The sequence below is a fragment of the Wujia sp. genome, assembly GCF_056872695.1.
Window position 1 is genome coordinate 24432 of sequence record NZ_DBMFCD010000004.1, and the last position, 26218, is coordinate 50649.

Below are 26218 nucleotides of genomic sequence, written 5' to 3' on the forward strand. Positions count from 1 at the left end.
CCTCCTTAGAAATATGACTATACTTCCTTCACATCTAAAATTTTCTCACCAGTTCCATAACTTCGACCATCTTGGTAAAGTCCTTGCTTCCGTCCGTCTCGATTCCGGAGCTTATATCCAGTCCGTAGCTTCCAAGTTCTGCTGCCTCCCGCAGGTTCCCCGCGTGAAGTCCGCCTGCTAAGAAATACGGCTTTCCGAACAACTCTCCTTCTGCGGTATCTCCGGCTGCTGCCCTGGCCTCCCGCAGCAGTTCCCAGTCAAACGCCTCTCCGGTTCCGCCAAGTACACCCTTGCGGTAGGTATCTAACAGCAGGTAATCAACAGGAAGTGCCGCCGCCTGTCGTATCTGTTCGACCGTCTGCACCTTAACCGCCTTTATAACCGGCACATCACATATCTCTCGCAGGCGTCTGATATAATCCGCATCTTCCTCACCATGCAGCTGGATCATGTCGATACATCCATTCTGCACGAGCGATGTGATCGCGGAAATATCTTCATTCACGAACACACCGACTGCCGGAATCTCCGCATCCAATGCTTCCCGGAATTGCTTTGCCTGCGCGGCACTGATCTTCCGTCTCGTATTCGCAAATATGAATCCGACAAAATCCGGTTTGACCCGATTTGCATATTCGATATCGCACGGCTTCATCATACCGCATAATTTTATCTTCTGCATTTTACTTTCCTTCCAGCCTATTCATCCTTATCCTGCTTTGCACACCAATTCGATCCCATGACACGTGCTTACATTCCCCGCAGTTCATCTAATGCCTGCTTCTTGTTCGCACTGCGCATCAGCGTCTCGCCGATCAGCACCGCATCCGTGCCATTTTCCAGAAGCTTCGCAATATCCTCTGCCGTCTTGATTCCGCTCTCTGAGACAAATGCGACTTCCTTTGGCACCATCTTCCGATACCTTGCGGAATTGTTGATATCCACCGTAAATGTCTTCAGATCCCGGTTGTTCACACCGATGATGGATGCCTCAGCACGAAGTGCCATTTCCACTTCCCGCTCATCGTGTGCCTCGACTAACGCCGACATACCAAGCTCCGTTGCAATCGCCTGATACTCTTCCAACTCCGACTGGGAAAGCAGTGAACAAATCAGCAGGATTGCCGATGCGCCAAGCGTCCGTGCCTGATAAATCATATACGGATCAACCGTAAAATCTTTTCTCAATACCGGAATCTTTACATGCTTGGTGATTTCTTTCAGGTACAAATCCTTTCCCTGAAAATAATACGGTTCCGTCAGGCACGAAATTGCGGATGCGCCGGCTATCTCATATTCCTTCGCGATCTCCAGATACGGGAATTCCTCTGCAATCACACCCTTCGACGGAGACGCCTTCTTCACCTCACAGATAAATGAGATTCCCGAACTCTTCAGAGCCTGATAGAATGGAAATAACTTCGGACAGTTTTCCTTCGATAATTCCGCTGCCAGCCGCTCTGCTTCATTCCGCATATCCACAAACGGTATGTTCTTCTTATCTTCTTCCACACGTGCCCGTGTCTTTTCTGCAATCTCATCTAATATCATGCTCTAACTCCCTTATGCTGCATTTGTTTCAGCGATAAACTGTTCCATAGTCGCAAGTGCCTTGCCACTTGTAATCATCTCACGCGCCTCTTTGATACCTTCCTCGATGCTCATATTTTTCGCAACATGGATGGCTGCACCCGCATTGATCAGCACGGCGTCAAGCTTCGCACCTGTTACCTTTCCTTCGAGGATTTCCTTCACAAGTGCTGCATTTTCCTCCGGTGTACCGCCAACCAAATCTTCTTTTCTGCATCGTGTGAATCCGAACTGCTCCGGTGTGATCGTGTACTTCGTGACCTTACCATCAGCAAGTTCGCAAACCTCAGTATCCGCACTCATGGAGATCTCATCTAAGCAGTCCTTGCCATAGACAACCATCGCATGTTTTAAGCCAAGATCCTTCAATGCATTCGCAACCGTGTCAAGCAGTTCCTCGCTATACACGCCGAGCAGCTGGTATGTGTTATAAGCAGGGTTTGTCAGAGGTCCCAGAATATTAAACACGGTCGGAACACCGATTGCCTTTCTTACCGGACCGACATAGCGCATCGCCGGATGATATTTCTGTGCGAACAGGAAACACAGGTTTGTATCCTTCAGCACCTTCGCATTCTTCTCCGGCTCGAGCATCAGATTAACACCGAGTGTCTCGAGACAATCGGCGGTTCCGCATTTGCTCGAAGCGGCTCGGTTTCCGTGCTTGGCAACTGCCACACCTGCCGCTGCAGTTACGATTGCAGCCGTTGTTGAGATGTTAAATGTATTCGAGCGGTCTCCACCGGTTCCAACGATATCGATCACATCCATATCGCCACGGTCGACCTTCGTTGCGAAGCTGCGCATACCTTCGGCACAGGCGGAAATCTCCTCGGCTGTCTCTCCCTTCATATGCAGGGCTACCAAAAATGCTGCAACCTGTGACTGTTCTGCCTCACCGCTCATGATTTCCTTCATAACCTGAAGGGCTTCCTCTCTTGTCAGATTCTCTTTATTCATTGCTTTGCTGATCGCTTCTTTTATCATCGCTTTGTCCTCCTCATCTCATTTGCCAAGTCTATGCTTAATAATTCTCTGCAGACGCGCTCTCGCTCGATTCAGCACGCAGCGGTACTAAATTCGTGCTCCGCACTCATTAAGTGCCAGCGTGCTTCAACGGTCTGCTGTAGAATCATTAATCATAGTCTTGGCATAATGTAATTCCTTCTAACTTACCTTCAAAAACCGCTCCATAATTTTCCTTCCATCCGGTGTAAGTATTGACTCCGGGTGGAACTGTACGCCGTATACCTGGTAGTCCCGGTGCTCCACTGCCATGATCTCGCCATCCTCCGCACGTGCGATTACCTTCAGCTCCGCCGGAAGCTTGTCTTCCTCTACGGCAAGGGAATGATATCTGGCTGCCTGTAATTTTGGCTCCATCCCTTTGAAGATGGCACTGTCGGTGTCGAGATCAACGATAGACATCTTTCCGTGCATCAGCTTCTTCGCATATCCGATTTCGCCGCCGAATGTCTCGCAGATTGCCTGATGTCCCAGACACACTCCGAAGATTGGAATCTTCCCTTTGAAGTAATCAATGACTTCCTCACAAATTCCGGCATCCTTCGGTCTGCCCGGTCCCGGTGATACGATGATGTGATCCGGTGCCAATGCTTCAATCTCCGCGATCGTCATCTCATCGTTTCTTATAACCTTGATGTCCGGCCGGATCATTCCGATAAGCTGATACAAGTTGTAAGAGAAACTATCGTAATTATCAATCAGTAATATCATGCTGCCATCTCCTTTCTTAGTCTGTCATTTCCTGTGAGATCTCGATTGCTTTCATCACAGCCTTTGCCTTGTTGATACATTCTTGATATTCGTTCTCCGGTACACTGTCTGCCACGATTCCGGCTCCGCTTCGTACGAATACCTTTCCGTTCTTCTTATATGCAATCCGGATCGCAATACAGGTATCTAAGTTTCCGGTAAAATCAATATAACCGATTGCTCCACCGTAGATGCCGCGTTTGTTATTCTCGAGTTCGTTGATTATCTCACAGGCACGAATCTTCGGTGCGCCGGACAAGGTTCCTGCCGGAAGGATCGCATCGACCGCATCTGTCACGGAGCAGTCGTCACGCAGTTCCCCGCGTACCGTAGAACCGATATGCATCACATGCGAATACCGCTCGATGCTCATGTATTTCTCCACTTCCACGCTTCCGAACCTGCTGATCTTGCCGATATCATTTCTTCCGAGATCAACAAGCATGTTGTGTTCGGAACGCTCTTTCTCGTCTGCTAAAAGTTCCTCTTCGTTTCGAAGATCTTCTTCCTTCGTTTTTCCTCTCGGTCTGGTTCCCGCCAATGGGAAGGTATGTAACACACCATTTTCCAGCTTCACCAAGGTCTCCGGGGAAGCACCCGCTACCTCGATATCGTCGCCGCTGAAATAGAACATATACGGTGATGGGTTGATCGTCCGAAGTACCCGGTAAGTATTCAGCAGGCTTCCGGAGAAATCCGCTTCCAGCCGGTTCGATAATACAACCTGGAAGATATCACCTTCGTAGATGTAATTCTTTGCTTTTTCCACCATGTTGCAGAAGTCTTCCTGATCGAACAGCTTCCGGTATTCGGATGTCATCTTCGCCGGTTCTACCTCTGCTTCCTCGCCATGTTTGATCAGCTCAATGATCTCGGATATTTCTTCCACCGCATGAATATAATTCTCCGTCAGGTTATCCGTCTTCGCATTCGCGATGATGAGCAGCTTCTGCTTCACACTGTCAAATGCAATCACCTTATCGAACAGCATCAGATCTACATCGTTAAACCCTTCCTCATCTTCCGCATCCAGATTCAGCTTCGGTTCACTGTATTTGATGTAATCATATGCAAAATACCCAACCAGTCCGCCGGTGAATGTCGGGAATCCCTCAATCTTCGGACTCTTGTAATCTGCAAGGATTTCATTGATACAGGCTTCCGGATGCTGTACCAGTTCCTCGCGGATTACCGTTTCGTTCACATCGGTGACTTTCAGCTTTCCGTTCATGCATGTCACGCAAAGCTTTGGCTTATAACCAAGAAATGTATAGCGTCCCCAGTTCTCCTGGTTCTCCACACTCTCTAACATATAGCAATGTCTGCTTGCCTTTTTCAGTATCTTCAGCACCTGCATCGGTGTGCGGATATCGGAATAGATTTCCTTTAACACCGGAACAACCTTATAATCCTTCCGATACTGCATCGCTTCTTCTAATGTTGGTCTGATCATCTCCAAACTCCTTTCTTCGTGACATGGTTCCAATAATTTATTCATTGCAATAAAAAAGTCCTTGACAAAATATACTTTTGTCAAGGACGGAATTCCCGCGGTGCCACCTTGTTTCATGAGAGTTTCCTCCCATGCTCTTTCAGAATACTATCATATTCCCTGCAACTAACGTATGCGAACGTCATAGAATACTCAGAGCGGATGCTCCTTTGACTATGCCCTCCGTGGTCCATTTGCTACCCTGCGTCCGACCCGGTTCTCAGCCTCCCGGATTCTCTGTACGTGCACGATGTAACGTTATCTCCACATCATTGGTTTCGTGTCACTATTCATTTTTGATAGGCTCATACTACTCTACTTCAGAAAAAATGTCAATAGCCTTTTTTCAGTTATTTTTCCTTTGTAAAAACCATGTTAGCTTAATGCACTCAGACGTTCTGCAAGTGCCTGCAATTCTCCGACGATATCACCAACCTCTACAACAATCGAGCTGTTTTCCTCGCTGCTCTCAAGTGTTACGCTCGAATGTGCCGTCACTTCCTCGGTTGCTGCCGAGATTGTCTGGATACTATCCACGATTGCCTCATTCGACTGTGCCAGAGAAGACACCAGTCCGGTCAGCTCCTCTGTCAACTGATGGATATCCTGTGTCCGGCTTGCAATCGTCTCGAAGCTGGACGCAGTCTCAGTCGCTGCGATGCTCTGCAATTTATTGTTATCAATCAGGTAGCTGACAACATTCACAACCTCTGTCAGCTCCTCTGAAATATTTCCAATCAGTTCGGCGATGTTGACCGTCGCTTCCTGGGTCTGGTCTGCAAGAGCAGAAATCTCAGATGCAACGACTGCAAAGCCCTTACCCGCTTCACCGACTCTTGCCGCCTCGATACTTGCATTCAAGGAAAGAAGACTTGTCTGATCGGTGATGTTCCCGATGATATCCACAATTCCCTGCATCTGGCTCGCATACGCTGTCAGCTTATCGAGCTCCGTTGCCACCTTCTTGCTCGCCTCATCGCTTGTCTCCACCTGTGAGATCAGTTCGTCAATCTTATGCTTACCCTGTGCAACCTCCTCGCTCGCCTCATCCATGTCGCTCTCGATCGTATCGGATACATGCTCCACACGCTCGATTACCTGCTGGATTTCCTCCGTCTTAAGGAGCTGGGACTGTACCGAATCCGCGGTATCATTTGTACCATTTGTTACTTCTTCCATAGAAGCCTTTGTCTTTGTAACCGAATCCTCCAGCGTTGTCATCTTCTCCGAAACTGCCAGAATATCTCCGATCATATTCTCAGAGATTTCCAGAATCTGCTCTAACATTGCCGATACAGACTCCTTCTCCTGTGTGATAGCCTTCATCTTCGCTTCATTGTTCGAGATAATAACATTTGTCGCCATCACCATAAACAACGCGAACAGCAATGTAAAACCAATCCGGATCTCGACATTCGGAAGATCCTGCGACGTAATCATGCCATTTGCTGCCATATAAATCACATGAATCAGGTTAAGGAGGAAGATTCCTCCCGCTGCGCCAAAGCTCAATCGTTTCTGTCCATATACAATGACGAACAAACTAACGAGTGCGCCATACACAAACGCAACCGGAGATACGGTTGTAAATATCGTAAAGGTGTAAAATACCGCGTATGAACAAATCAAAATCCACTTCAAATTCTCACTTTCCGGGTTCCGCTTATATTCGATCCAGATTGCTGCGAGCGGCAGAATGGAAAGGGCTGCGAAGATTGCAAAATATCCGCCTGTCCGGCTGCCCTTGATTACCTCCACAAGATAGCACACCAGCAAAACTGCATTGTAAATCGTATAACCGGTTACTGTGAACCGGTTTGCCCGGCTCGTTCCCTCCAGACTATCCAGCGTGTTTTTTACCTCTGCGACCTTTTCCTGCATCTTCTCCTGCATATTATCGTGTGCCGCAGCCATTGCTTCTTTTATGTTTTCTTCCATATCGCGCGTTCCTCCTATCGTTTGTTTTTACTTTGAAAGATTCTTCAACTCTTCAACAAGCTGCATATCTTCCGGTCTCACCTTCATGTTCGTACAGAGATTCTTCCCTTCTGCCGTTGTCACACTGATCTCGATGATTGAACCTTCACCAATCTGCGACGATGCCGCCTTGAAAAAAGCAGGAAGCTTCGGATGATTCATCGTAAACTGTGATAACAGCCCTTTTGCTTTCATAAAATTCATTGGATTCATGTCTGTCTACTCTCCTTTAGCCCAGTCAAATGATGTCCGCACGGCTTTTTCCCAGCCGCGCACACGCTCATTCTTCTCTTCTTCTGTTATCTGTGGTTCAAATATCCGCTCGGTCTGTGCGTTACTTCGGATCTCGTCCATATCCTTCCAGTACGAGACAGCCAGTCCCGCCAGATATGCCGCTCCGAGCGCTGTCGACTCCACACATACCGGACGCCTGACCGGAACCTGTATGATATCTGCCTGCGTCTGCATCAGATAGTTATTCGCACTTGCACCGCCATCCACATTCAGCGATTGCAGGTGAATCCCGGAATCCTGATTCATCGCCATAAGCACATCCGCCACCTGATAAGCAATGGAATCAAGCGTTGCCCGCACGATATGTTTTTTATTCACACCGCGTGTCAATCCCACGATCGTGCCACGCGCGTAACTATCCCAATATGGGGCACCAAGTCCAGTAAATGCCGGAACAACATAACACCCTGCCGTATCATCTACCTGCGTGGCAAGTTCCTCACTCTGTGCCGCATCCCGGATAAATTCCATCTCATCACGTAGCCACTGTATCGCTGCGCCTGCAACGAAGATCGAACCTTCGAGTGCATAATTGATCTTTCCTTCTCTGCCCCAGCCGATCGTCGTTACAAGCCCGTGCTTAGAAAGGATCGGTGTCTCACCGGTATTCATCAGAAGGAAACATCCGGTTCCATATGTATTCTTCGCGTCGCCTGCCTGAAAACAATTCTGTCCAAACAGCGCTGCCTGCTGATCGCCCGCGGCACCCGCAATCGGAATCTCGCCACCTAACAGATTCGTACATGTATAACCATAAACCTCGCTGTTCGAACGCACCTTTGGCAGCATGCATTCCGGAATATCAAGCAGCTTTAAGATATCGGCATCCCACTGAAGCGTATGGATGTTGAACATCATCGTTCGTGACGCATTGGAATAATCCGTCACATGTACCGCACCTCCGGTGAGCTTCCAGATAAGCCATGTCTCAACTGTTCCAAATAACAGCTCTCCGGCTTCTGCCCGTTTTCTTGCCTGCGGCACGTGGTCTAACACCCATTTTACCTTTGTCGCGGAGAAATACGGATCTACGATCAAACCTGTTTTTTGTTGGATCGCATCCTTAATCGGAAGCACATTTCCTTCTGCATCCATCATCGTCTGACCAAGCAATTTCTCACAATATTCTGCGGTTCTCCGGCACTGCCAGACAATCGCATTGCAGATTGGCTGTCCGGTCTTCTTATCCCAGATAATCGTTGTCTCACGCTGGTTTGTAATTCCGATTGCCGCGATATCCTCCGCCGTCACATTGATCTTAGACATTGCTTCCACCGCCACACCAAGCTGCGTCGACCAGATCTCATTTGCGTCATGCTCTACCCAGCCAGGCCTCGGAAATATCTGTGTAAATTCTTTCTGCGCCATACTCACGATCGTACCACTCTTATCGAATAAGATACAGCGGTTGCTCGTTGTACCGGCGTCAAGCGCCATAATATAGCGTTTCTCCTGTCTCTCCAATACCTGTTCCTCACTTTTGTCCAAAAATTCTCTGATATCCGTAATTTAACTTCTGCTCCGGCTCCATGGTTGCTGCCATCTCCTGCGGTTCTGTCCGCACCTGTATCTGCCGCGCTTCCTGCATACGGTTTTCACATTCCGTATTTCCGCAGTTCATACAAATCCCCTGACACCTCTGCTCCGGATTGTCGGATAACAGTGCAAAAAAGACCACACTTTTCGATGGCTGTAACACGCCATATTCATTTGCCGTGATATCATTTTCCTGTCCGATATCTGCCGGCTGTCTGCCATATACCTCTGCAAGCAGCTTCTGCATGCCATCGAGCGGAATTTCCTCTCCGACAAACACATAACGCTTCACATAGCGGCGATGGAATTTCGGATAACTCTGATTGAAATCCGCATACATCTGCAGAAGCAGTTCATTTGCCACGCACTCCACCATATAGCTTTCCGATAACGCATGCTCCCGCTCATAATATTCCTGCAGACGGTCCACACCTTCGCCAAGCGTCATCGCTACAAGTGCCGACTGTTCCGCATCGAGAAGCGGAACGCCCCGCATCCGTGTGTTGATCCGATAGATTGCATACGGTGCCATGTAAGTGCGAATCTTCTCATACACCTGCTGCAACGCTTCTTTTTCTTCTGTGGAAAAATGATATTTGCGCATCACCTGCTCGATAAATGCATCCTTATTCGGTTGTTCGACTGCCATTCTGACTTTCATAGTTCCACTCTTACCGTCTAATTTTTTATAAAATCATATATGTCTTGATATACCCTTTTTCTGCCTTTTTCATTCAGGATTTCGTGACGCATTCCCTTGTACATCGCGCCCCGGACATCCGTGTATCCAAGCTCTTTCATAAAATGAATTGCCTTTCCGAAATCACTTGGGCTGAGCGCACACGGATCATCCTTGCCGGAGAAAAATTTGATTGGCAGATCCTTATGCTTCATCTGCCAGCCATCCTTGCTATATGTCTCCTGCAGAAGGTAGACCAGATTTTCATACCCATCGAGTGTAAACGTAAAATTACAATACCGGTCATTGTTGTATTTTTCTACCGCATCGCGGTCGGAATTGATCCACGCATGCTGCAGTTTTTCTTTCTTAAACCGTCTTTCATAGCTCGAATTCATCATAATGTGATCCATAAGCTTTGAGTGCTTCCGTCTGCCCTTGCAGGCACGCAGGATCTTCAATAACCGCAGTCCCGGGGAAATGCCACGCCGCATCGATGGGCTTCCGACGATCACTGCCTTGTCAATCTCATCGTCATACCGTTTCAGATAACAACGGGCTACGAGAGAACCCATACTGTGTCCTAGCAGAATATATGGCACATCTCCGACACTCTCCTTAATCAGCTCTGTCACCTGATGTGCATCTTCGATTAGTCCATCGTATCCGGCATCGTAGAAGTACCCGAGATCTGCATCACTCACGATACTGCTGCCATGTCCACGATGGTCATGGATTACACACAGATATCCTTTCTCTGCCAGAAATTTCATAAAATCATAATACCGTTCCTTGTGTTCACACATTCCATGCAGAATCTGTACCACACCAATGATCTTTCCTTCCGGTGCAACCGTCATCGCATGGATTTCAAGCTTATCTGCATGTGAATGAAATTTAAACTCTCTATACTTGACTGCCATCTATAGCCTCCTGTCTATGTTGCGTGTTCTCCCACTCAAGATGTCTTCTTCTAAACACCACATTTTTTGCAAATGTCCTGTAGACAGCACACATCACAATGTGGCTTCGTACGGGCACTGCATACATCCCTGCCATGATATACCAGCCGGTGGCATAAATCGCTGCCTTCTTCCGGTGGTATGATCTTCCATAATGCCATCTCAACTTTCTTCGGATCCTTCACGCCATCCACAAGTCCCATCCGGTTTACTAACCGGATACAATGTGTGTCTGTCACGATCGCCGGCTTACCGAATACATCTCCCATGATGAGGTTTGCACTCTTTCTTCCAACCCCCGGAAGTGCCAGCAGTGCATCAAAATCATCCGGGACATTATCCTGATATTTCTCATGCAATACTTTCATGCAGGCGCAGATATCCTTCGCCTTGCTTCTTCCGAGTCCGCACGGGCGCACGATCGCCTCCACATCCTCAGGATTTGCTTGTGCCAGTGCTGCTACTGTCGGATATTTTGCATACAAATCCTGCACGACTACATTCACTCTGGCATCTGTACACTGCGCAGCCAGCCTTACTTCGACCAACAGCTTCCACGCCTCATCGTACTCGAGTGTACACGAAGCATCCGGGTACGCTTCCCGCAAACGTTCTATAATTATAGCGGCTCGTTGTTTCTTTGTCATTGCATAGTTTCTCCATTATTTTATCCTTTTTATCATATCAAATTTCATGCAAAATGAAAACCTTTTTCTAATGCGTTTTATCCCGGATTTTTATATCTTGACGTATCTAATTTTACTTTTGTATAATATTATAATCAAGTAAAGTAATTGACATATCTTTCTATATTGTCAAACAACTGATAAAATATAACCGGAGGAATCAGACATGGATTTACGCATACAAAAAACAAGACAAAATATTTTTCAGGCATTCATTAAGCTTCGGGAAAAATATCCTTTGGAGAAGATTACCGTCAAGGAACTGACAGAACATGCCCAGATCAGTAAACAGACCTTCTACCTTCACTACCGGGATATGTATGATTTATCAGAATGTATTGAACAATCCATGATTCAGGAAATGTTAAATGAGCTTCCATATCCTGAAAATATTCTTACTCATACAGGCGAGGTCACTAAGCAGTTATTTCAGAAAGCAATCAATCAGGGGCATAATTTCCGGGTCGTCTTTTCTGGTTCCCGTGTCAGTGCACTTACCGAGGGACTGGAAGCATCCCTCAAAAATGCATTATATGAAAAATGTCCAAAATACCGTACTGATCTGCGTGCCAATATTCTTATCACCATTCTGGTACAAGGCTGCTATCATGCCTATGAACAGTATTCAACCATCGACCAAGATCGTGTTGTCTCTATCATCAGTAAAATTGCAGATGAAATCTCTAAGGAATGTCAGTAAATAGAATTCTTAGAAATGCAAAAGCGGCCAACTTGGGGATAGTTGACCGCCAGCTGCGTTATCAAATAACGCGAAGGAGAAATGTGTGTCTTGTGACACTAATATGAATCTTGGGGGGATTCTATATATATAAAGCACTCTCATGCTTTATACCAATCTCATAAGACTTCTTTCATCTTTTGTCGATTCGTCTCTACACGAGTTATCATTTGTAGAAATGTATCTCTTGAAGTCTATGCTTGTATAATACTGATTTTTTTTGTAAAAATCTATCAAATATATGTCTTTTTTTTCAAAGATATGATATACTTGTGAAACTGATAGAATTAATAGAGAAATTAAAGGAGAACACCATGAATATTGATAAAGAAGTGAACATGCAATTGTTCATGCAACAGCAGGAACAAAGCAGACATTTAGATTATGAAAAGGAATTTGGTATATACAAAGCGATCGCCCAAGGCAATATGGAAGAGGTAAAACTGCGCCACAAGGACTACGAAGATCAAAAGCGTTACTCCGAAGGAAATAACCGCAACGGAGTTCTCTCTGCGGATCCTGTCCAGAATGCAAAATACCACTATGTCATTCTTGCAGCTATGGTCAGCCGTTTCTGCGCGCAATACGGACTTCCGCGAGAAGTTGCCTATAGCATGAGTGATATTTTTATTCAGCGTGTTGACGTATGTAAAAAGCTTGAAGAAATCGATGCTCTGCAGACAGAGATGATTATGAGTTATACCAAGGCCATGCAGGAAAACCGCAGCAAAGGAATCTATTCCAAGCAGATTGTAAAATGTGTAGATTATATTCACGCCAATCTGCAACAGGAACTGCGGCTCGAAACGATTGCAGAATACCTGAATATGAACCCAACCTACCTGTCACGCCTGTTCAAGAAAGAAATGAATATTTCCATCTCCGCTTACATCAAGCATGAACGATTAAAAAGTGCAGCTTACCTGTTGGAATACTCGAATTACTCAATCTCTGAGATTTCTGAATACCTGAATTTCTCGTCACAGAGTCATTTCACGAGTTCCTTCCAGGAGTTGTATGGGCTTACGCCAAAGCGTTACCGGGATCTGCATACAAACTGCGAGTCCCCGGATTATAACTCTGACGAAATAAATCGTAAATAATCTAACCGGATTCCTGTTAATTCTGGTTTTGAATCTGATTTACCAGATCTTCCAGATACATCCATCGGTCCATCTTCTCTGCCAGCGTCTGTTCGAGCTGCCCCTGCTCTTCAAAGAGCCGTTGCAGTTCGGAGGAATTGCTGGCATTTTTTTCCATCGCAGATTTATTGTCTTCAATTTTCTGCTCCAACGCAGCGATATCATCTTCGATTGTATCATATTCCCGCTGTTCCTGATAGGAAAGCTTCAGTTTCTTCGTACGCGGCTTCTCCTTCCAGTTATCTGACTTTCCTGCCCTCGGTTCGGCGGCTTCTGTTTTCATTCCCGCAGACTTCTCTGTTGCCTGCTGTTCATACAGAACCCGTGTCTCATAATCGGTATACCCACCCTCACTCTGCCAGAGTGTTCCGTCCGGGCGGAATGCGAAGATGCGGCGTACTACACGATCTAAGAAATAGCGGTCATGGCTGACTGCAACAACGATCCCCTGGAACGAATCCAAATAATCTTCCAATATCGTGAGTGTCGTGATGTCCAGGTCATTCGTCGGTTCATCCAATATAAGAACATTCGGTGCCGACATCAGTACCTTACACAGATACAATCGCCTGCGTTCACCGCCCGATAATTTTCCGATCAGACCATACTGATCTTCACCACAGAACAAAAACCGTTCCAACAGTCTTGCCGCAGTAATCTTACCCTCGTCTGTCTCTACGTATTCCGCCACATCGCGGATATAATCGATTACGCGTTGGTTCGGATCCATGTCCTTACCAAGCTGGATCTCCTGCGCAAAATATCCAATCTTCACTGTCGGACCAATCACAACGCTTCCGCTGTCCGGCTCTAACATTCCCTGCATGATCTTAAGTAGCGTACTTTTGCCGCAACCATTACGACCGACGATTCCAATCCGGTCATCTTTTAGAAAATGATATGTAAAGTCATGGATGATTGTCTGGCCGCCAAAGCTTTTTTCGATATGGTTAAGCTCCACGGTCGTCCGTCCAAGCCGTGAAGAAACAGAGCCAATCTCCACCTGTGCGTCTTTCACCGGAGCGGATTTGCCTTTCATCTCCTCATAGCGTTCCAGTCTCGCCTTCTGTTTTGTTGATCTGGCTCTGGCGCCACGCTTTACCCATTCAAGTTCTACACGGAGAATCGACTGTCTCTTCCGTTCCTGTGCATTCAGAATATCCTCACGGAGTGTCTTTCCCTCCAGAAATCCGGAATAGTTTGTCGCGTACGAATAGATCTGTCCTTTATCCACTTCGATGATTCGGTTCGCCACACTATCCAGAAAATACCGGTCATGGGTTACCATGATGATTGATCCTTTGTATGCACGCAGCTCGCCCTCTAACCAGGTTGACATCTCGCTATCCAGATGGTTTGTCGGCTCATCCAAGAGTAATATATCTGCTTTTGCTAGTAATGCCGATACGAGTGCCAGACGTTTGCGCTGTCCACCGGATAAGTGTCCGCATGTCTCTTCAAAATCCGTAATGCCAAGCTTCGTCATCATCGTTTTGGCTTCGCTCTCGACCGTCCAGTGGTTTTCCTCTGTGGCATGTCCCCGCACCACTGCCTGCAGCACGGTATCTGTCGGTTCAAATTCCGGTGTCTGTGGCAGATATTGTACTGTATAATGATTTGCCAGTATCACGTTTCCGGAATCCGGTTTCTCTATGCCTGCAATGATCTTCAGAAGGGTTGATTTGCCCGTGCCATTGATTCCGATGATTCCTGCTTTTTCACCTTCCTGTAAAAAGAAGGACGCTTTATCAAAAAGTTTGCGCTCGCCATATGCTTTTGTGATTTCATCTACTGTTACGATGTTCATTTTGAATGCTCCTATCATCTATCCAGATTTGGACGCGATTGCCATTCTTCGCAGACACGCTTCCGCTCGGTTCATCACGCAGTGGTACTAAATTCACGACAAACAAGTTTGCCGTTCATTAAGTACCAGCGTGCTTCAACGGTCTGCTTAAGAATTGGCAATCGTGTCCAAATCCATATACATTTTTGATGGGATATCTACGACCTTATCCCTATATAATCTCATTCGTAGTCAGGCAAATTCAGTAACTTTAGACTCAAGTCTATTAGTTCCTGCCTTCCGGATGAATTCATAATCTGTACCTTGCCTTTGTGGTCGTCAGTGCGCAGCAGTCCTTGTACTTTGAGGCGGCGCATGAGTTCGCGGGAGGTTCCAAGGCTGCCATCGATCAGATGGATGTCACGGTCGACAAGGAAATGGCGTAGTTCTTTCTTCAGGAATGGGTAATGTGTACAGCCAAGAACGATGGATTCTGTGTCGTCGGTCAGGACAGGGGATAGCTTCTCCGCGAAATAGTCGTCTAGTTCCTGTCCGTCCAGATTGCCATGCTCAACAAATTCCATCAGTCCATCGCATTGGACGGGAACGATGTCTGCCTGTTCCCGGTACTTTGCTAAGAGGTTCTGGAATTTCTCCTGTTTGAGTGTCATTGGAGTTGCCATCACCAGGATTCTTCCGCCATGGCTTTCGGTCACGGCCGGTTTCACGGCTGGTTCGATTCCGACGATTGGAAGCTCCGGATATGTATTTCGCAACAGCCGCACAGCTGCACTTGTCGCTGTGTTGCAGGCAACTGCCAATCCTTTGATTCCCATATCCAGCAGTTTTTCCACCACTGCAAATGTCAAATCCCGGATTTCTGCCTGTGGCTTTACACCATAGGGTGCATGCAGGGAATCTCCATAATATATAAAATCTTCCTTCGGCATCAATTTTATGGCTTCGCGCAGGACGCTTAATCCGCCAAGCCCCGAATCCATAAATCCGATTGGGAGTCTTTGTTTTTCCTGTAATCTGTCTGTTTCTGACATGTTATAACCTTCTTGTCATATTTAATGTTGCCACACGAAGCGTGATGGTTTACGCACGCTTTATTCATTTACATTGCCACGCCCATTCTACCACAGATACCTACACTTGTACAAACGAAAAATCGCAAGGCATATAAGGATCAGTCCTTACACCTTGCGATTTTATCAATATTTGCAGGCAATGAGCTTCTGAGTCAAAAGATATCGTTTACGTTGATTGCCCTAAAATGTACAATTGCTTTTTATTTGGTTGTATCCGTGCTACGGATCTTATCCCTTACCGGGAATATCATGGATGGCGATACCGAAAGCTCATCAATTCCCATCTTCAGGAAGGTTTCTGTGAGAGTTGTATCGGCACCAAGCTCGCCGCAGATTCCGACCCAGCAGCCTTCCTTATGTCCATTTTCGATTACCATCTGAATCATGCGTAAGATTGCAGGATGATGGGAATCGTAAAAATCATCCAGCTTCGGATTCTGACGGTCGATTGCAAGCGTATACTGTGTCAGATCGTTCGTTCCGATACTGAAGAAATCAACTTCTTTCGCAAGCTCTGCACTCATCATCACAGCGGCCGGCGTCTCAATCATGATACCCTGCTCGACATCTCCGTACGGAAGTCCCTGCGCATCTAACTCTGCTTTCACTTCGTCAACGATCGCATGAATCCGCTGCACCTCTGATACGGAAATAATCATCGGATACATGATGCCGATATTTCCGTAATAGCTTGCACGGAAGATTGCGCGAAGCTGTGTCTTGAATATCTCCGGCTGTGTCAGGCAGATGCGGATTGCACGATAGCCCATCGCCGGATTATCTTCTTTATCGAGATTGAAATAATCCACCTGTTTGTCGGCACCGATATCCAGTGTACGGATAATGACTTTCTTGCCTGCCATATTCTCCGCAACTGTTTTATATGCCTGAAACTGTTCTTCTTCTGTTGGAAATGTATTGCTCTCTAAATACAGGAACTCGCTTCGGAAAAGCCCGATGCCCTCTGCATCATTCTGCAGAGCAGCAGCCACATCCGCAACACCGCCGATATTCGCATACAGCTTGATTTTCTTTCCATCGAGTGTGATATTTTCCTTGCCCTTCAGTTCCTGCAGCAAGCGTTTCTTCTCTTCGGCTTCCTGCTTCTTACTCTCGTATTCTTTCACAACATCATCGGTTGGCTCTACATAGACTCTGCCATTGTAACCATCGACAATTGCGAATTTGCCGTCGACATTTTCCTCGAATTTCACACCGATCAGTGCCGGAATATTCATCGTCCGCGCCAGAATCGCTGTATGGGAATTCGTTGAACCATGTCTTGTTACAAACGCAAGCACCTTCGACTTGTCAAGCTGTACCGTCTCACTCGGCGCCAGATCGTCTGCTAATAGAATCACCGGTTCATCACCATCTAATACACTATCTTTCTTTCCCTGCAGAATCTTCACAACGCGGTTGGAAATATCTTTCACATCTGCGGCGCGCGCCTTCATATAATCATCGTCCATCGCCGCGAACATGTTCGAAAAATTATCTCCTGTCGCCGCAACCGCATACTCGGCATTGATTCCCTGATTCTCGATCATATGTGTGATTGCTTCCACATAATCAAGATCATCCAACATCATCTGGTGTACGTCGAATATCATCGCATTGACTTCTCCGACTTCCACCAGTGCTTTCTCGTACAGTGCCTGTAACTGTTCCTTCGCAGTTTCCTTTGCCTCTTCGAATCGTTTTACTTCTGCGGCAGTGTCCTCGATCTTTACACGTTTGACAGTACTTTCATCCTTGTTATATACGGAGATCCGACCGATTGCAATTCCGCCAAATACACTTTTTCCTTTTAATTCCTGCATACTCTCACCCGGCTGTATAAGACCTTCCCTTTCTTCGTACATCAATTACAGGTTCTCGTTCATGAATGCGGAGAGTGCTGCGATTGCCTCATCCTCCTGCTCACCGTCTGCCTGCAGGATCACTTCCTGTCCCTGCTTAGCACCAAGGCTCATGACACCCATGATACGCTTTGCATCAACGCTTCTTCCGTCCTTTGCGATTGTTACCTTGCATGGATATGCGGCTGCAAGCTTTACAAGCTGTCCGGCCGGTCTTGCGTGGATTCCCTGTGCATCTGTGATTACATAACTAAACTCTCTCATAATTTTATTCTCCTTTTCTTTTATAGTTATTCCAACATCTATGTTTTCTTTCTGAGTTGCGTACACTACACATTCTACGCAGACACGCTCTCGCTCACTTCCACACGCAGCGGACACTAAATTCACGACAAACACGTTTGCCGTTCATTAAGTGCCGGCGTGTTCCAATGGTCTGCTTTAGAATTGTGTAGTGACACGCAACTCTATCTACAATATTTGATTCCACAATCCTATATAACAATTATATGATATAAAATTCTTCAATCGTATGACCTTGTATTATGCGACTACTTTCTTCTTTAATACTCCGAGCAGGAGTGCGGAAATGATACTTCCGACTACCAGTGCGACAAGATACATGGCGGCGTGTCCGACAACCGGGAATACGAAGATTCCACCGTGAGGAGCCATCAGTGTACAGTTAAATGCTGCGGAAAGTCCACCTGCGACACCTGCACCGACCACACATGCCGGGATGACATGTAACGGATCCGCTGCGGCGAATGGGATTGCTCCCTCTGTGATGAAGGAAAGTCCCATAACGAAGTTTGTAGGGCCTGCCTTGCGTTCCTGCTCTGTGAACTTATTCTTGAACAATAAGGATGCAATCGCAATTGCGATTGGCGGAACCATACCTCCGATCATAACTGCTGCCATGATATCATAATTTCCGGCTGCAATCTGCGCGGTACCGAATACATACGCTGCCTTGTTGACCGGGCCACCCATATCGACTGCCATCATCGCGCCGAGCAATGCTCCAAGCAGGATAATATTTGCGCCACTCATGTTCTTCAAGCCATTGTTCAAGGCTGTATTGATAAACCCGACAACCGGTTCGATCACATACACCATACCCGCTCCGGTAATCAGCAATCCAAACACCGGGATCAATAGGATCGGCACCATTCCTTCCAGTGCAGAAGGAAGCTTCGAGAAAATCTTCTTCAGCAATAATACAACATAGCCTGCTATAAATCCGGCCGCCAGTGCGCCGAGGAATCCGGACTTTCCATTTGCTGCAATGGCACCACCTAAGAAGCCAAGTGCAAGTCCCGGACGATCTGCAATACTCATCGCGATAAATCCGGCGAGGATCGGCAGCATAAAACTAAATGCCACACCACCAACCTGAGCCTTTAAGAAATAAGCAACCGGTGTCAATGTACCGAAGTTACTCTTTACATCTGCCACAGAACCATACTTGTCAATCAGATACTGCGGAACGTGGTTTAAGTCAACGAGCAATCCGTCAATCAGGAATGCAAGTGCGATCAAAATACCTCCGCCAACGACAAATGGTAACATATGCGATACACCGTTCATCAGATGCTTATAAATCTGGTGTCCGACGCTTTCTTTGCCCTCGGTCTCTCTGCTTTCGGCTGCATCACCGCCTGCTTCATAGACAGATGCTTTGCCTTCGGCTGCACGTGTCAGTAATTGTTCTGCCTTATTGATACCATCTGCCACTTTGCAGATGATCACCTTCTTGCCATGGAAACGATCCATCGGCACCTGTGTATCGGCAGCGACGATGATTGCATCGGCTTCCTTGATTTCCTCTGCAGTCAATACATTCTTGGCTCCACCGGAACCTCTGGTCTCCACCTTGATCGCATAGCCGAGTTCCTTCGCTTTCTTCTCCAACGCCTCAGCCGCCATGTACGTATGTGCGATTCCGGTCGGGCATCCCGTCACTGCTAAAATCTTCTTTGTTGCTTCTGAGATAGTCGGAATCTCTTCCTGCTTGGCATCACCATTTTCCGCCTTGTCAATGATACTTAAGAATTCATCTACCGTCTTCGCGGATTTCAATGCATTCGTGAAATCCTCGTCCATAAGAAGCACGGATAACTTGCTCAGTACATCGAGATGGACATTGTCTGCGGTATCCGGTGCCGCAATCAGGAACAGCAGATGTACCGGTTCGCCGTCTAACGAGTCGAAATCCACGCCATCCGGGATTACCATCGCTGCAAGCCCTGCCTGCTTCACGGCTGCTGACTTACAATGTGGAATCGCGATTCCTTCTCCGATTCCGGTTGTTCCTTCTTCCTCTCGCGCATACACACCTTTCTTGTATGTTTCCACGTCGGCAATCTTGCCGCTTTCTGCCATCAAAGCAACTGCACGATCCAGTGTCTCTTTCTTTGAGTTTACCTTAGCACCAAGGTAAATGCTCTTCTTGTCTAACAAATCTGTAATTCGCATACGCAACCCCTCCTTTATCATTTTTTGCCGAAAGTTTTTATATACAAACCCTCGACTTCTTCTTTTGTTGCAAGCTCTTCCGAAAATGCACTCGCACTTCCGGTACATACACCCATTTCAAATGCATTTTTATACGCATCTGCTCCGCCATCTGTAATCAGATATCCGGCAATAAATCCGGCTACCATCGAATCTCCGGCACCTACGGAATTTTTCACTGTACCCTTTGGAGCCTCTGCCCGGTACTCACTTCCGTCCTCTGTAAGTAATACCGCGCCGTCACCCGCCATGGATACGAGCACATTCCGCGCGCCCTGTTCCTGCAGCTTCTTCGCATATTTGCATACATCGTCTTTGTCTTTGATCTCCACACCGAAGATCTCGCCAAGTTCGAAATTATTCGGTTTGATCATAAACGGCTTATATGGAAGCACATTTACCAGAAGATCTCTTGTCGCATCTACGACGATCTTCAACTTCCTGTCCTGCAGACGCTTCATGATATCCATATACGCGGACTGCGGCATGCTCTCCGGAATCGAACCTGCAAGAACAAGGATATCGCCCTCCTGCAAGGTCTCTAACTTCTGATATAACAACTCCAATGCATCTGCGGAAATCTTCGGTCCCTGTCCGTTGATCTCGGTTTCCTCCTTCGCGCGGATCTTGACATTGATTCGTGTCATGCCTGCATCTAATTCAATAAAATCGCTTTCCACACCTTTTGCCTTCAGCATGGATTTCAAAACCTCTCCGGTAAATCCGGCCGTAAATCCAAGTGCCTGATTCTCAAATCCAAGATTCTTCAATACCATGGATACATTGATTCCTTTTCCACCCGGCAGAATCTTCTCGCCACTGGTACGGTTGACATATCCAAGGTTCACACAATCCAGATCCTGCACATAGTCGAGAGATGGATTAAATGAAACAGTATAAATCATACGCTCACCTCCGTGATATTCTTCATTCCTCTGTACTCATTATTTTCAATCTTCGTTGTAATTATCCTTGCAGACTTGAATTCCGCAAAACTTATCGAACAAATCTCGCCGAATTTGCTGCTGTCACACAGCACATAGCGCTCCTTCGTCTTCTGCATGGATTTCTTCTTCACCATTGCTTCTTTGACATCCGGTGTTGTAAATCCGTTGCCCTTCGTCACACCGTTCGCACCCCAGAAGCCTTTCGTGAAGTTATATTTATCCAGAGAAATAATTGCTTCTTCTCCAACGATTGCTTCTGTGACCGGCTTAAACTCACCGCCAAGGATATATGTCGTATAGCCCTTCTGCGACAAATGCTTTGCATGTGCAAATGAGTTTGTGACGAATATCACATTCTTCGCTGTGATATAGTCGATCATCAGCTCGGTTGTCGTTCCGGCATCCATATACACCACATCCTGATCCTCGATCAATGCCGCCGCATATCTGGCAATCTCAATCTTTTCTTCCCGGTTGATCTCCTTCCGGTATTCCACCGCATCATCCTTCACATGGAAGCTTCCACCGATTGCCATCGCACCACCATGTACCTTCACCAGTCTGCCTTCCTTATCCAGTGCGTTCAGATCCCGTCTGATCGTGGACTCGGAAATATCAAGAAGCTGCATCAGTTCCTGTACGGAAACGCTGTGTCTTTGTTCTACCGCTGCAAGTATCGCCTGCTGTCTTTCTTCTCCTAACATGTTTTCTCCTTTCCGTCAAAATCGTTCATTTTGTTTCAATTTCGTTCAACTTTTCTATATAATAACGCCAGCTTCAGTCATTGTCAATCATTTTCTTTCATTTTTCTTCATTTTTCAGTTACATTTTCAGTCAAATTCCGTCAAAAGTCACATACCATGTAATATGCCCAAATTACCGGCATAAAAAACAGGACAGCTGACTGTAAATCAACTATCCTGCACCCATTTCACACTATATTCATACTATATTATTCCGCCATCTGTGTCTGAAACAGCGTATCGATCTCTTCTTTCGTTGCAAGCTCCTCGGAGAATGCACTGGCACTTCCGGCACAGATACCAAGCTTCAACGCATACTCATAATCGTCACGCTCGATATAACCAGCAAGGAATCCGGCAAGCATCGAATCACCGGCACCGACAGAGTTCTTCACCTGTCCTTTCGGGGCGGCTGCACGGATCACTCTGCCATCCTCTGTCACGAGGACTGCACCCTGATACGACATGGAGACGAGCACATTTCTCGCGCCACGTTCCTGCAGCTGCTTCGCATACATCTCTGCCTGATCCATCGTCGTTACTTCCACACCGAACAGATTTCCAAGCTCGGTACGGTTTGGCTTGATTAAAAATGGGTGATACGGAAGAACATTCGTGAGCAGTTCTCCGGTCGCATCCACGATAATCTTGTTGTTATTGTATTGCAGCATCTGCATGATATCCATATACGTTGTCTTGGACATGCAGTCCGGCAGGCTGCCCGCAAGTACCAGATAATCATCCTGATCCAGATAGCCAAGCTTCTCATAGAGCTCTGCGATATCCTCGCTCTTGATCTCCGGTCCCTGTCCGTTGACCTCTGTTTCATCGCCACAGCGCATCTTGACATTGATACGGGTCAGTCCATTTGCAATATCGATAAAATCCGCGTTCATATCCCGCTGCATCAGCAACGCTTTCAAAGCTTCTCCGGTAAATCCCGATGTAAAACAGATTGCACGGTTATCGATACCGAGATTCTGCAGTACAATGGATACGTTGATGCCCTTGCCGCCCGGCAGAATCTTCTCACCTGTCGTACGATTCACCTGGTTGCGTTCGAATTCCGTCAAATCCAGAATATAATCCAGCGACGGGTTAAATGTTACTGTATATATCATATTTTTTCCTTTCTCTCTATGAGTAGATCCCGAACCAATACATTAATTTTATAATACCCTATTCCCCTCGTGATTGTAAATGTTTTTTTATCTATACATTTTGGAAATTTATATACGCTTTCGTTACTCCTTTACGGACAATATAATTACCATCACTAAAATACATGCCATACCCACCAGATCCATCGTCGTCATGACCGTTCCAAGCCACAACACGGAAAAAAGTGTTGCCGAAACCGGCTCCACACTGGAGATCATGCTGGCACGTACCGGGCCGATATCATGTACTCCCTGCAGGAATAACAAGAACGACATCATCGTTCCGATCAGAACCATCGCCGCAACTGCTAATACTCCATGAAAATCAAGATGCACCGGAATCGTCCATACCTTGACGATACAGCTATATGCCACGCCACAGATCAGCATACCGTAGCCGACAACCGGCTGGCTGCCCCATTTCTTGAGCATCCGCTCCGGAAGCAGAGTGTACATACAGAACCCAAACGCCGCAAGCAATCCCCACTTCAGTCCCTCTTTCGAGATACTCATCTGATGGATATTCCCATGCGTTGCAATGAGAAATGTACCGCCAACCGCCAGAAGCACCGCCACAATCTCCCGGAACTTCGGTGGACGCAGTCTGCGCACACAGGAGATGATCAGTACCATCACAGGTGCCAGATACTGCAATGCCGTTGCAATCCCGGCATTCGTATGATGAATGGCTTCGAGATATGCATACTGGCACAAGCCCACACCGAATATCGCAAACAGGATAATCCCGAAGAAATCCCGGGTGGACTTGAATATATCAAATGCCGCTTTCCGTTCGCGGATAATATATGCAATTGTAAGGATTACACCTGTCACAAGCATGCGCATGCACGAAAGCCATGCCGTGTTGATGTTGTAGTGCGAAAACAAAAACTGTCCGCAGGCACCCGAAAATCCCCACGAGATTGCGCCAACCAATACACACAACACACCGCGCAGCTGATTCCCATGTGTCCCCTCATCATAATTTCTTCGTTTACTCATTGCTGATTTACCAGAACGGCTTTGATCTCGTCCACATTCGCATATCCGTTTTTCTCCATGATATACTTCAAAGCCTCCTGTATATCCTCCTCTGTCAGAATAATCTGCTTGCTCTCCTCTGTGACAACCGTACAGCCGCCCTTCATATCACAGCATCTGCCACTACAATTATTCTTCTGTATATTTTTCCGGCTGATCGCGCCGATTTCTTCGAGCGTATTGATCATGCGGTACACGGTCGCAATTCCAATGCTGTTGTCCCGCTTATGCGCCAGAAAATAAACTTCCTTACAGCAGGTATATTCTTCGTTCGCAATAATATCGACGATCAGCTTGCGCTGCTCTGTCAGACGATATCCATGTTCCTTGAGTGACGCAAGAATCTCTTCCTTACTGCTTGCCACCTGTCCGATTGGTTCCTGATCGTTCATTCTGTCACCTCTTCCATCTTCTTCCTTTTTAATCCTCTAACAACAATCCGATACAAGACGATTGATGCACTCGTTCCGATCGTCCACCCGACCGGCCATGCGAGCCAGATTCCGGTACTGCCCCATTCCTTCGAGAAAAGCGCGGCTAAGATCACGCGCAGGAACAGATCCAGAAATGTTGTAACCATAAACTGTTTCATCGCACCGACGCCCCGCAGAACGCCATCTGTAATCAACTTGATCGACACCACAAAATAAAATGGTGCTAAAATATGTAAAAATTCAACGCCAACCTTCTTCGCCCCGGCACTGTTTGCATCCATGAAAAGCTGCACCAGACTGCCGCTGCACGTAAGATACAATATTACAACCGGCACGCAGGTAAGAAAAATCAGCTTCAATGCTGCCTTGCAGCCCTGACTGATCCGCTCGATCTTCTGTGCACCGAGATTCTGTGCTGCAAAATTCGAGACACCATTTCCAAGCATCGTAAATGTCGTGATGACCATGTTATTGAGCTTCACGGCTGCCGCATATCCCGCGATCACATCCGAGCCGAAGCTGTTGATGATACTCTGGATGATGATATTTCCAATCGACACGAAGCCCTGCTGCAGAGTACTCGGTATTGCGATCTTCAGCATCTTGCCGAAAATCTCTCCGGAAAATACCGGCACCTTCTGATGTCCTTCGTGTTCATCCTTGATCTTACGCAGCCGGAGCAACACAACGATCACGGACAGGATACAGCTTACGCCCTGGCAGATAAATGTCGCCCACGCGACACCTGCCACGCCCATATGAAAGCTTTTTACAAACAGGATATCTACAAACACGTTCGATACCGATGAAAAAGCTAAGAATATAAACGGTGTTTTCGAATCTCCGAGTGCCGAGAAAATACCGGTTGCAATATTATAGAAGAACAAAAATACAAGTCCTCCGGTATACACGTCCAGATACAGCTTGGAATCTGCAAATATATCTGCCGGCGTGTGTATCAGATGCAGCAATGCGCCGCCTGCAAAAAGTCCGGTCAGTGTCAGAATCAGACACAGCACCGCCGAATATATAAATGTCGTATAGACGGTCGTCTTCATCTTCCGGTAATTCTTCGCCCCGAAAAACTGCGCCGCAATGACGGAACACCCCATATTGCAGCCAAATGCAAACGCCATATAAATCAATGTAATCTCATAAGAATTTCCCACGGCTGCAAGTGCATTTTTACCAACATATTTTCCTGCGACCAGACTGTCTGCAATATTATATAGCTGCTGGAAAATGACGCTTCCAAGTAACGGAATGCAATACCTCCACAATACACGCTCCGGTTTCCCTACTGTTAAATCCTTATTCATCGTTGCCGCACCGTATGTCCGGTACGCCTCGCCTCCTTTTTACTCTGTTTCCGAATCATGGCAAACCTGATTATTCTTCTGAGAAGCTACATCCGCTATGAGATAATTTTGTATATACGTCTGGATGAGTTTCCATAATATACAATGTATTGAAACTAAGAAGTACTAGATGTTCTGATTTACACAGTACATCTGCACGCAACCGCCTTACGGGTATCGCCCCCTCGCTTCGCTCGTCGGCAGATTGTCGGGCGCATCCTAAATATGAATCTACGATTCATATGCGCCCTCCGCTCGCCATCCATGGCTCAATGACGGCTTGTTTGAACATCGTGTTCAAACATTGCTGATGTCACGCAGAACATCAAGAACTTCTAAGTTCCAAACATATATATATTATGGAAACTCAATCCTGACATATATATACAAAAATTATCTCATC

Annotated in this window: 24 protein-coding genes; 2 read left to right on the top strand and 22 right to left on the bottom strand. The window is 46.7% G+C overall.

From position 1 onward, the window contains the following. Positions 1–34: 34 nt before the first annotated feature. The 11 genes from ACZQK9_RS05260 to ACZQK9_RS05310 form a co-directional block, all read right to left on the bottom strand. Positions 35–682, bottom strand: a complete 648-nt coding sequence (locus tag ACZQK9_RS05260) for a phosphoribosylanthranilate isomerase (protein ID WP_483269876.1) — start codon at positions 680–682, stop codon at positions 35–37. Between the two features lie 68 nt (positions 683–750). Beyond that, the gene (gene trpC / locus ACZQK9_RS05265; RefSeq protein WP_483269877.1) at positions 751–1551 is read right to left on the bottom strand and encodes an indole-3-glycerol phosphate synthase TrpC; all 801 of its coding nucleotides are present in this window, start codon (positions 1549–1551) and stop codon (positions 751–753) included. 12 nt (positions 1552–1563) lie between these two features. Beyond that, positions 1564–2577 (bottom strand): anthranilate phosphoribosyltransferase, encoded by a 1014-nt coding sequence (gene trpD, locus ACZQK9_RS05270; RefSeq protein ID WP_483269878.1) that lies wholly within the window; start codon positions 2575–2577, stop codon positions 1564–1566. A 180-nt stretch (positions 2578–2757) separates the two neighbouring features. Then, positions 2758–3327 carry an anthranilate synthase component II gene (locus ACZQK9_RS05275; protein WP_483269879.1) on the bottom strand — a complete coding sequence of 190 codons (570 nt, stop codon included), beginning with the start codon at positions 3325–3327 and terminating at the stop codon, positions 2758–2760. Positions 3328–3343: 16 nt separating this feature from the next. Continuing rightward, positions 3344–4819 (bottom strand): anthranilate synthase component I, encoded by a 1476-nt coding sequence (gene trpE / locus ACZQK9_RS05280; RefSeq protein ID WP_483269983.1) that lies wholly within the window; start codon positions 4817–4819, stop codon positions 3344–3346. 414 nt (positions 4820–5233) lie between these two features. Then, positions 5234–6796, bottom strand: a complete 1563-nt coding sequence (locus ACZQK9_RS05285; protein WP_483269880.1) for a methyl-accepting chemotaxis protein — start codon at positions 6794–6796, stop codon at positions 5234–5236. 27 nt (positions 6797–6823) lie between these two features. Next, positions 6824–7048 carry a hypothetical protein gene (locus ACZQK9_RS05290; protein WP_483269881.1) on the bottom strand — a complete coding sequence of 75 codons (225 nt, stop codon included), beginning with the start codon at positions 7046–7048 and terminating at the stop codon, positions 6824–6826. Positions 7049–7054: 6 nt separating this feature from the next. Next, positions 7055–8617, bottom strand: coding sequence for a glycerol kinase GlpK (glpK, locus tag ACZQK9_RS05295; RefSeq protein ID WP_483269882.1), 1563 nt, complete (start codon positions 8615–8617; stop codon positions 7055–7057). After that, positions 8604–9326 carry a hypothetical protein gene (locus tag ACZQK9_RS05300; RefSeq protein WP_483269883.1) on the bottom strand — a complete coding sequence of 241 codons (723 nt, stop codon included), beginning with the start codon at positions 9324–9326 and terminating at the stop codon, positions 8604–8606. The genes glpK and ACZQK9_RS05300 overlap by 14 nt, the downstream gene beginning before the upstream one ends. A 17-nt stretch (positions 9327–9343) precedes the next feature. Then, positions 9344–10267: an alpha/beta fold hydrolase gene (locus ACZQK9_RS05305; protein ID WP_216506128.1), complete on the bottom strand. Its 924-nt coding sequence runs from the start codon at positions 10265–10267 to the stop codon at positions 9344–9346. A 50-nt stretch (positions 10268–10317) separates the two neighbouring features. Further along, on the bottom strand, positions 10318–10953 hold the full coding sequence (locus ACZQK9_RS05310) for an endonuclease III domain-containing protein (protein WP_177981769.1): 636 nt from the start codon (positions 10951–10953) through the stop codon (positions 10318–10320). A gap of 205 nt (positions 10954–11158) precedes the next feature. Between ACZQK9_RS05310 and ACZQK9_RS05315 the strand changes: the two genes are divergently transcribed. After that, on the top strand, positions 11159–11692 hold the full coding sequence (locus tag ACZQK9_RS05315) for a TetR/AcrR family transcriptional regulator (RefSeq protein WP_178017918.1): 534 nt from the start codon (positions 11159–11161) through the stop codon (positions 11690–11692). 353 nt (positions 11693–12045) lie between these two features. Further along, positions 12046–12834, top strand: a complete 789-nt coding sequence (locus tag ACZQK9_RS05320) for an AraC family transcriptional regulator (RefSeq protein WP_178017917.1) — start codon at positions 12046–12048, stop codon at positions 12832–12834. Between the two features lie 16 nt (positions 12835–12850). Here ACZQK9_RS05320 and ACZQK9_RS05325 read toward each other — a convergent pair whose 3' ends face one another. The 11 genes from ACZQK9_RS05325 to ACZQK9_RS05375 all read right to left on the bottom strand — a co-directional run bounded on the left by ACZQK9_RS05325 (position 12851) and on the right by ACZQK9_RS05375 (position 25776). Further along, a complete protein-coding gene (locus ACZQK9_RS05325; RefSeq protein ID WP_483269884.1) occupies positions 12851–14680 on the bottom strand; it encodes an ABC-F family ATP-binding cassette domain-containing protein in 1830 nt (609 codons plus the stop codon). 221 nt (positions 14681–14901) lie between these two features. Next, positions 14902–15711, bottom strand: coding sequence for a glutamate racemase (gene murI / locus ACZQK9_RS05330; RefSeq protein WP_483269885.1), 810 nt, complete (start codon positions 15709–15711; stop codon positions 14902–14904). A 242-nt stretch (positions 15712–15953) separates the two neighbouring features. Further along, the gene (ptsP, locus tag ACZQK9_RS05335) at positions 15954–17576 is read right to left on the bottom strand and encodes a phosphoenolpyruvate--protein phosphotransferase (protein WP_483269984.1); all 1623 of its coding nucleotides are present in this window, start codon (positions 17574–17576) and stop codon (positions 15954–15956) included. A 45-nt stretch (positions 17577–17621) separates the two neighbouring features. Then, positions 17622–17879 (bottom strand): HPr family phosphocarrier protein, encoded by a 258-nt coding sequence (locus ACZQK9_RS05340; protein ID WP_021986373.1) that lies wholly within the window; start codon positions 17877–17879, stop codon positions 17622–17624. A gap of 279 nt (positions 17880–18158) precedes the next feature. Next, the gene (locus ACZQK9_RS05345; RefSeq protein ID WP_483269886.1) at positions 18159–20093 is read right to left on the bottom strand and encodes a PTS fructose transporter subunit IIABC; all 1935 of its coding nucleotides are present in this window, start codon (positions 20091–20093) and stop codon (positions 18159–18161) included. A gap of 17 nt (positions 20094–20110) precedes the next feature. Beyond that, the gene (gene pfkB, locus ACZQK9_RS05350; RefSeq protein ID WP_483269887.1) at positions 20111–21037 is read right to left on the bottom strand and encodes a 1-phosphofructokinase; all 927 of its coding nucleotides are present in this window, start codon (positions 21035–21037) and stop codon (positions 20111–20113) included. Further along, positions 21034–21783 (bottom strand): DeoR/GlpR family DNA-binding transcription regulator, encoded by a 750-nt coding sequence (locus ACZQK9_RS05355; RefSeq protein WP_177970620.1) that lies wholly within the window; start codon positions 21781–21783, stop codon positions 21034–21036. Before ACZQK9_RS05355 ends, pfkB (ACZQK9_RS05350) begins: the two co-directional genes overlap by 4 nt. A 248-nt stretch (positions 21784–22031) precedes the next feature. Next, entirely contained in the window at positions 22032–22943 is a 912-nt protein-coding gene (gene pfkB / locus ACZQK9_RS05360) for a 1-phosphofructokinase (RefSeq protein WP_118374174.1), read from the bottom strand. A 123-nt stretch (positions 22944–23066) separates the two neighbouring features. Continuing rightward, positions 23067–23984, bottom strand: coding sequence for a DMT family transporter (locus ACZQK9_RS05365; protein WP_483269888.1), 918 nt, complete (start codon positions 23982–23984; stop codon positions 23067–23069). Continuing rightward, the gene (locus ACZQK9_RS05370) at positions 23981–24415 is read right to left on the bottom strand and encodes a Fur family transcriptional regulator (protein ID WP_021986379.1); all 435 of its coding nucleotides are present in this window, start codon (positions 24413–24415) and stop codon (positions 23981–23983) included. Before ACZQK9_RS05370 ends, ACZQK9_RS05365 begins: the two co-directional genes overlap by 4 nt. Next, positions 24412–25776, bottom strand: coding sequence for an MATE family efflux transporter (locus ACZQK9_RS05375; protein WP_483269889.1), 1365 nt, complete (start codon positions 25774–25776; stop codon positions 24412–24414). Before ACZQK9_RS05375 ends, ACZQK9_RS05370 begins: the two co-directional genes overlap by 4 nt. Positions 25777–26218: the final 442 nt, after the last annotated feature.

Excerpts from the sequence above, each read along its gene's own strand:
- ACZQK9_RS05275 (WP_483269879.1), bottom strand. The coding sequence starts at position 3,327 with ATGATATTACTGATTGATAATTACGATAGTTTCTCTTACAACTTGTAT.
- pfkB (WP_118374174.1), bottom strand. The coding sequence starts at position 22,943 with ATGATATATACAGTAACATTTAACCCGTCGCTGGATTATATTCTGGAT.
- trpC (WP_483269877.1), bottom strand. The coding sequence starts at position 1,551 with ATGATATTAGATGAGATTGCAGAAAAGACACGGGCACGTGTGGAAGAA.
- ACZQK9_RS05340 (WP_021986373.1), bottom strand. The coding sequence starts at position 17,879 with ATGAGAGAGTTTAGTTATGTAATCACAGATGCACAGGGAATCCACGCA.
- ACZQK9_RS05355 (WP_177970620.1), bottom strand. The coding sequence starts at position 21,783 with ATGTTAGGAGAAGAAAGACAGCAGGCGATACTTGCAGCGGTAGAACAA.
- pfkB (WP_483269887.1), bottom strand. The coding sequence starts at position 21,037 with ATGATTTATACTGTTTCATTTAATCCATCTCTCGACTATGTGCAGGAT.
- ACZQK9_RS05370 (WP_021986379.1), bottom strand. The coding sequence starts at position 24,415 with ATGAACGATCAGGAACCAATCGGACAGGTGGCAAGCAGTAAGGAAGAG.
- ACZQK9_RS05320 (WP_178017917.1), top strand. The coding sequence starts at position 12,046 with ATGAATATTGATAAAGAAGTGAACATGCAATTGTTCATGCAACAGCAG.
- ACZQK9_RS05310 (WP_177981769.1), bottom strand. The coding sequence starts at position 10,953 with ATGACAAAGAAACAACGAGCCGCTATAATTATAGAACGTTTGCGGGAA.
- ACZQK9_RS05375 (WP_483269889.1), bottom strand. The coding sequence starts at position 25,776 with ATGAATAAGGATTTAACAGTAGGGAAACCGGAGCGTGTATTGTGGAGG.
- ACZQK9_RS05305 (WP_216506128.1), bottom strand. The coding sequence starts at position 10,267 with ATGGCAGTCAAGTATAGAGAGTTTAAATTTCATTCACATGCAGATAAG.
- trpE (WP_483269983.1), bottom strand. The coding sequence starts at position 4,819 with ATGATCAGACCAACATTAGAAGAAGCGATGCAGTATCGGAAGGATTAT.
- ACZQK9_RS05365 (WP_483269888.1), bottom strand. The coding sequence starts at position 23,984 with ATGAGTAAACGAAGAAATTATGATGAGGGGACACATGGGAATCAGCTG.
- murI (WP_483269885.1), bottom strand. The coding sequence starts at position 15,711 with ATGTCAGAAACAGACAGATTACAGGAAAAACAAAGACTCCCAATCGGA.
- ptsP (WP_483269984.1), bottom strand. The coding sequence starts at position 17,576 with ATGCAGGAATTAAAAGGAAAAAGTGTATTTGGCGGAATTGCAATCGGT.
- ACZQK9_RS05345 (WP_483269886.1), bottom strand. The coding sequence starts at position 20,093 with ATGCGAATTACAGATTTGTTAGACAAGAAGAGCATTTACCTTGGTGCT.
- ACZQK9_RS05260 (WP_483269876.1), bottom strand. The coding sequence starts at position 682 with ATGCAGAAGATAAAATTATGCGGTATGATGAAGCCGTGCGATATCGAA.
- ACZQK9_RS05300 (WP_483269883.1), bottom strand. The coding sequence starts at position 9,326 with ATGAAAGTCAGAATGGCAGTCGAACAACCGAATAAGGATGCATTTATC.
- trpD (WP_483269878.1), bottom strand. The coding sequence starts at position 2,577 with ATGATAAAAGAAGCGATCAGCAAAGCAATGAATAAAGAGAATCTGACA.
- ACZQK9_RS05285 (WP_483269880.1), bottom strand. The coding sequence starts at position 6,796 with ATGGAAGAAAACATAAAAGAAGCAATGGCTGCGGCACACGATAATATG.
- ACZQK9_RS05315 (WP_178017918.1), top strand. The coding sequence starts at position 11,159 with ATGGATTTACGCATACAAAAAACAAGACAAAATATTTTTCAGGCATTC.
- ACZQK9_RS05290 (WP_483269881.1), bottom strand. The coding sequence starts at position 7,048 with ATGAATCCAATGAATTTTATGAAAGCAAAAGGGCTGTTATCACAGTTT.
- ACZQK9_RS05325 (WP_483269884.1), bottom strand. The coding sequence starts at position 14,680 with ATGAACATCGTAACAGTAGATGAAATCACAAAAGCATATGGCGAGCGC.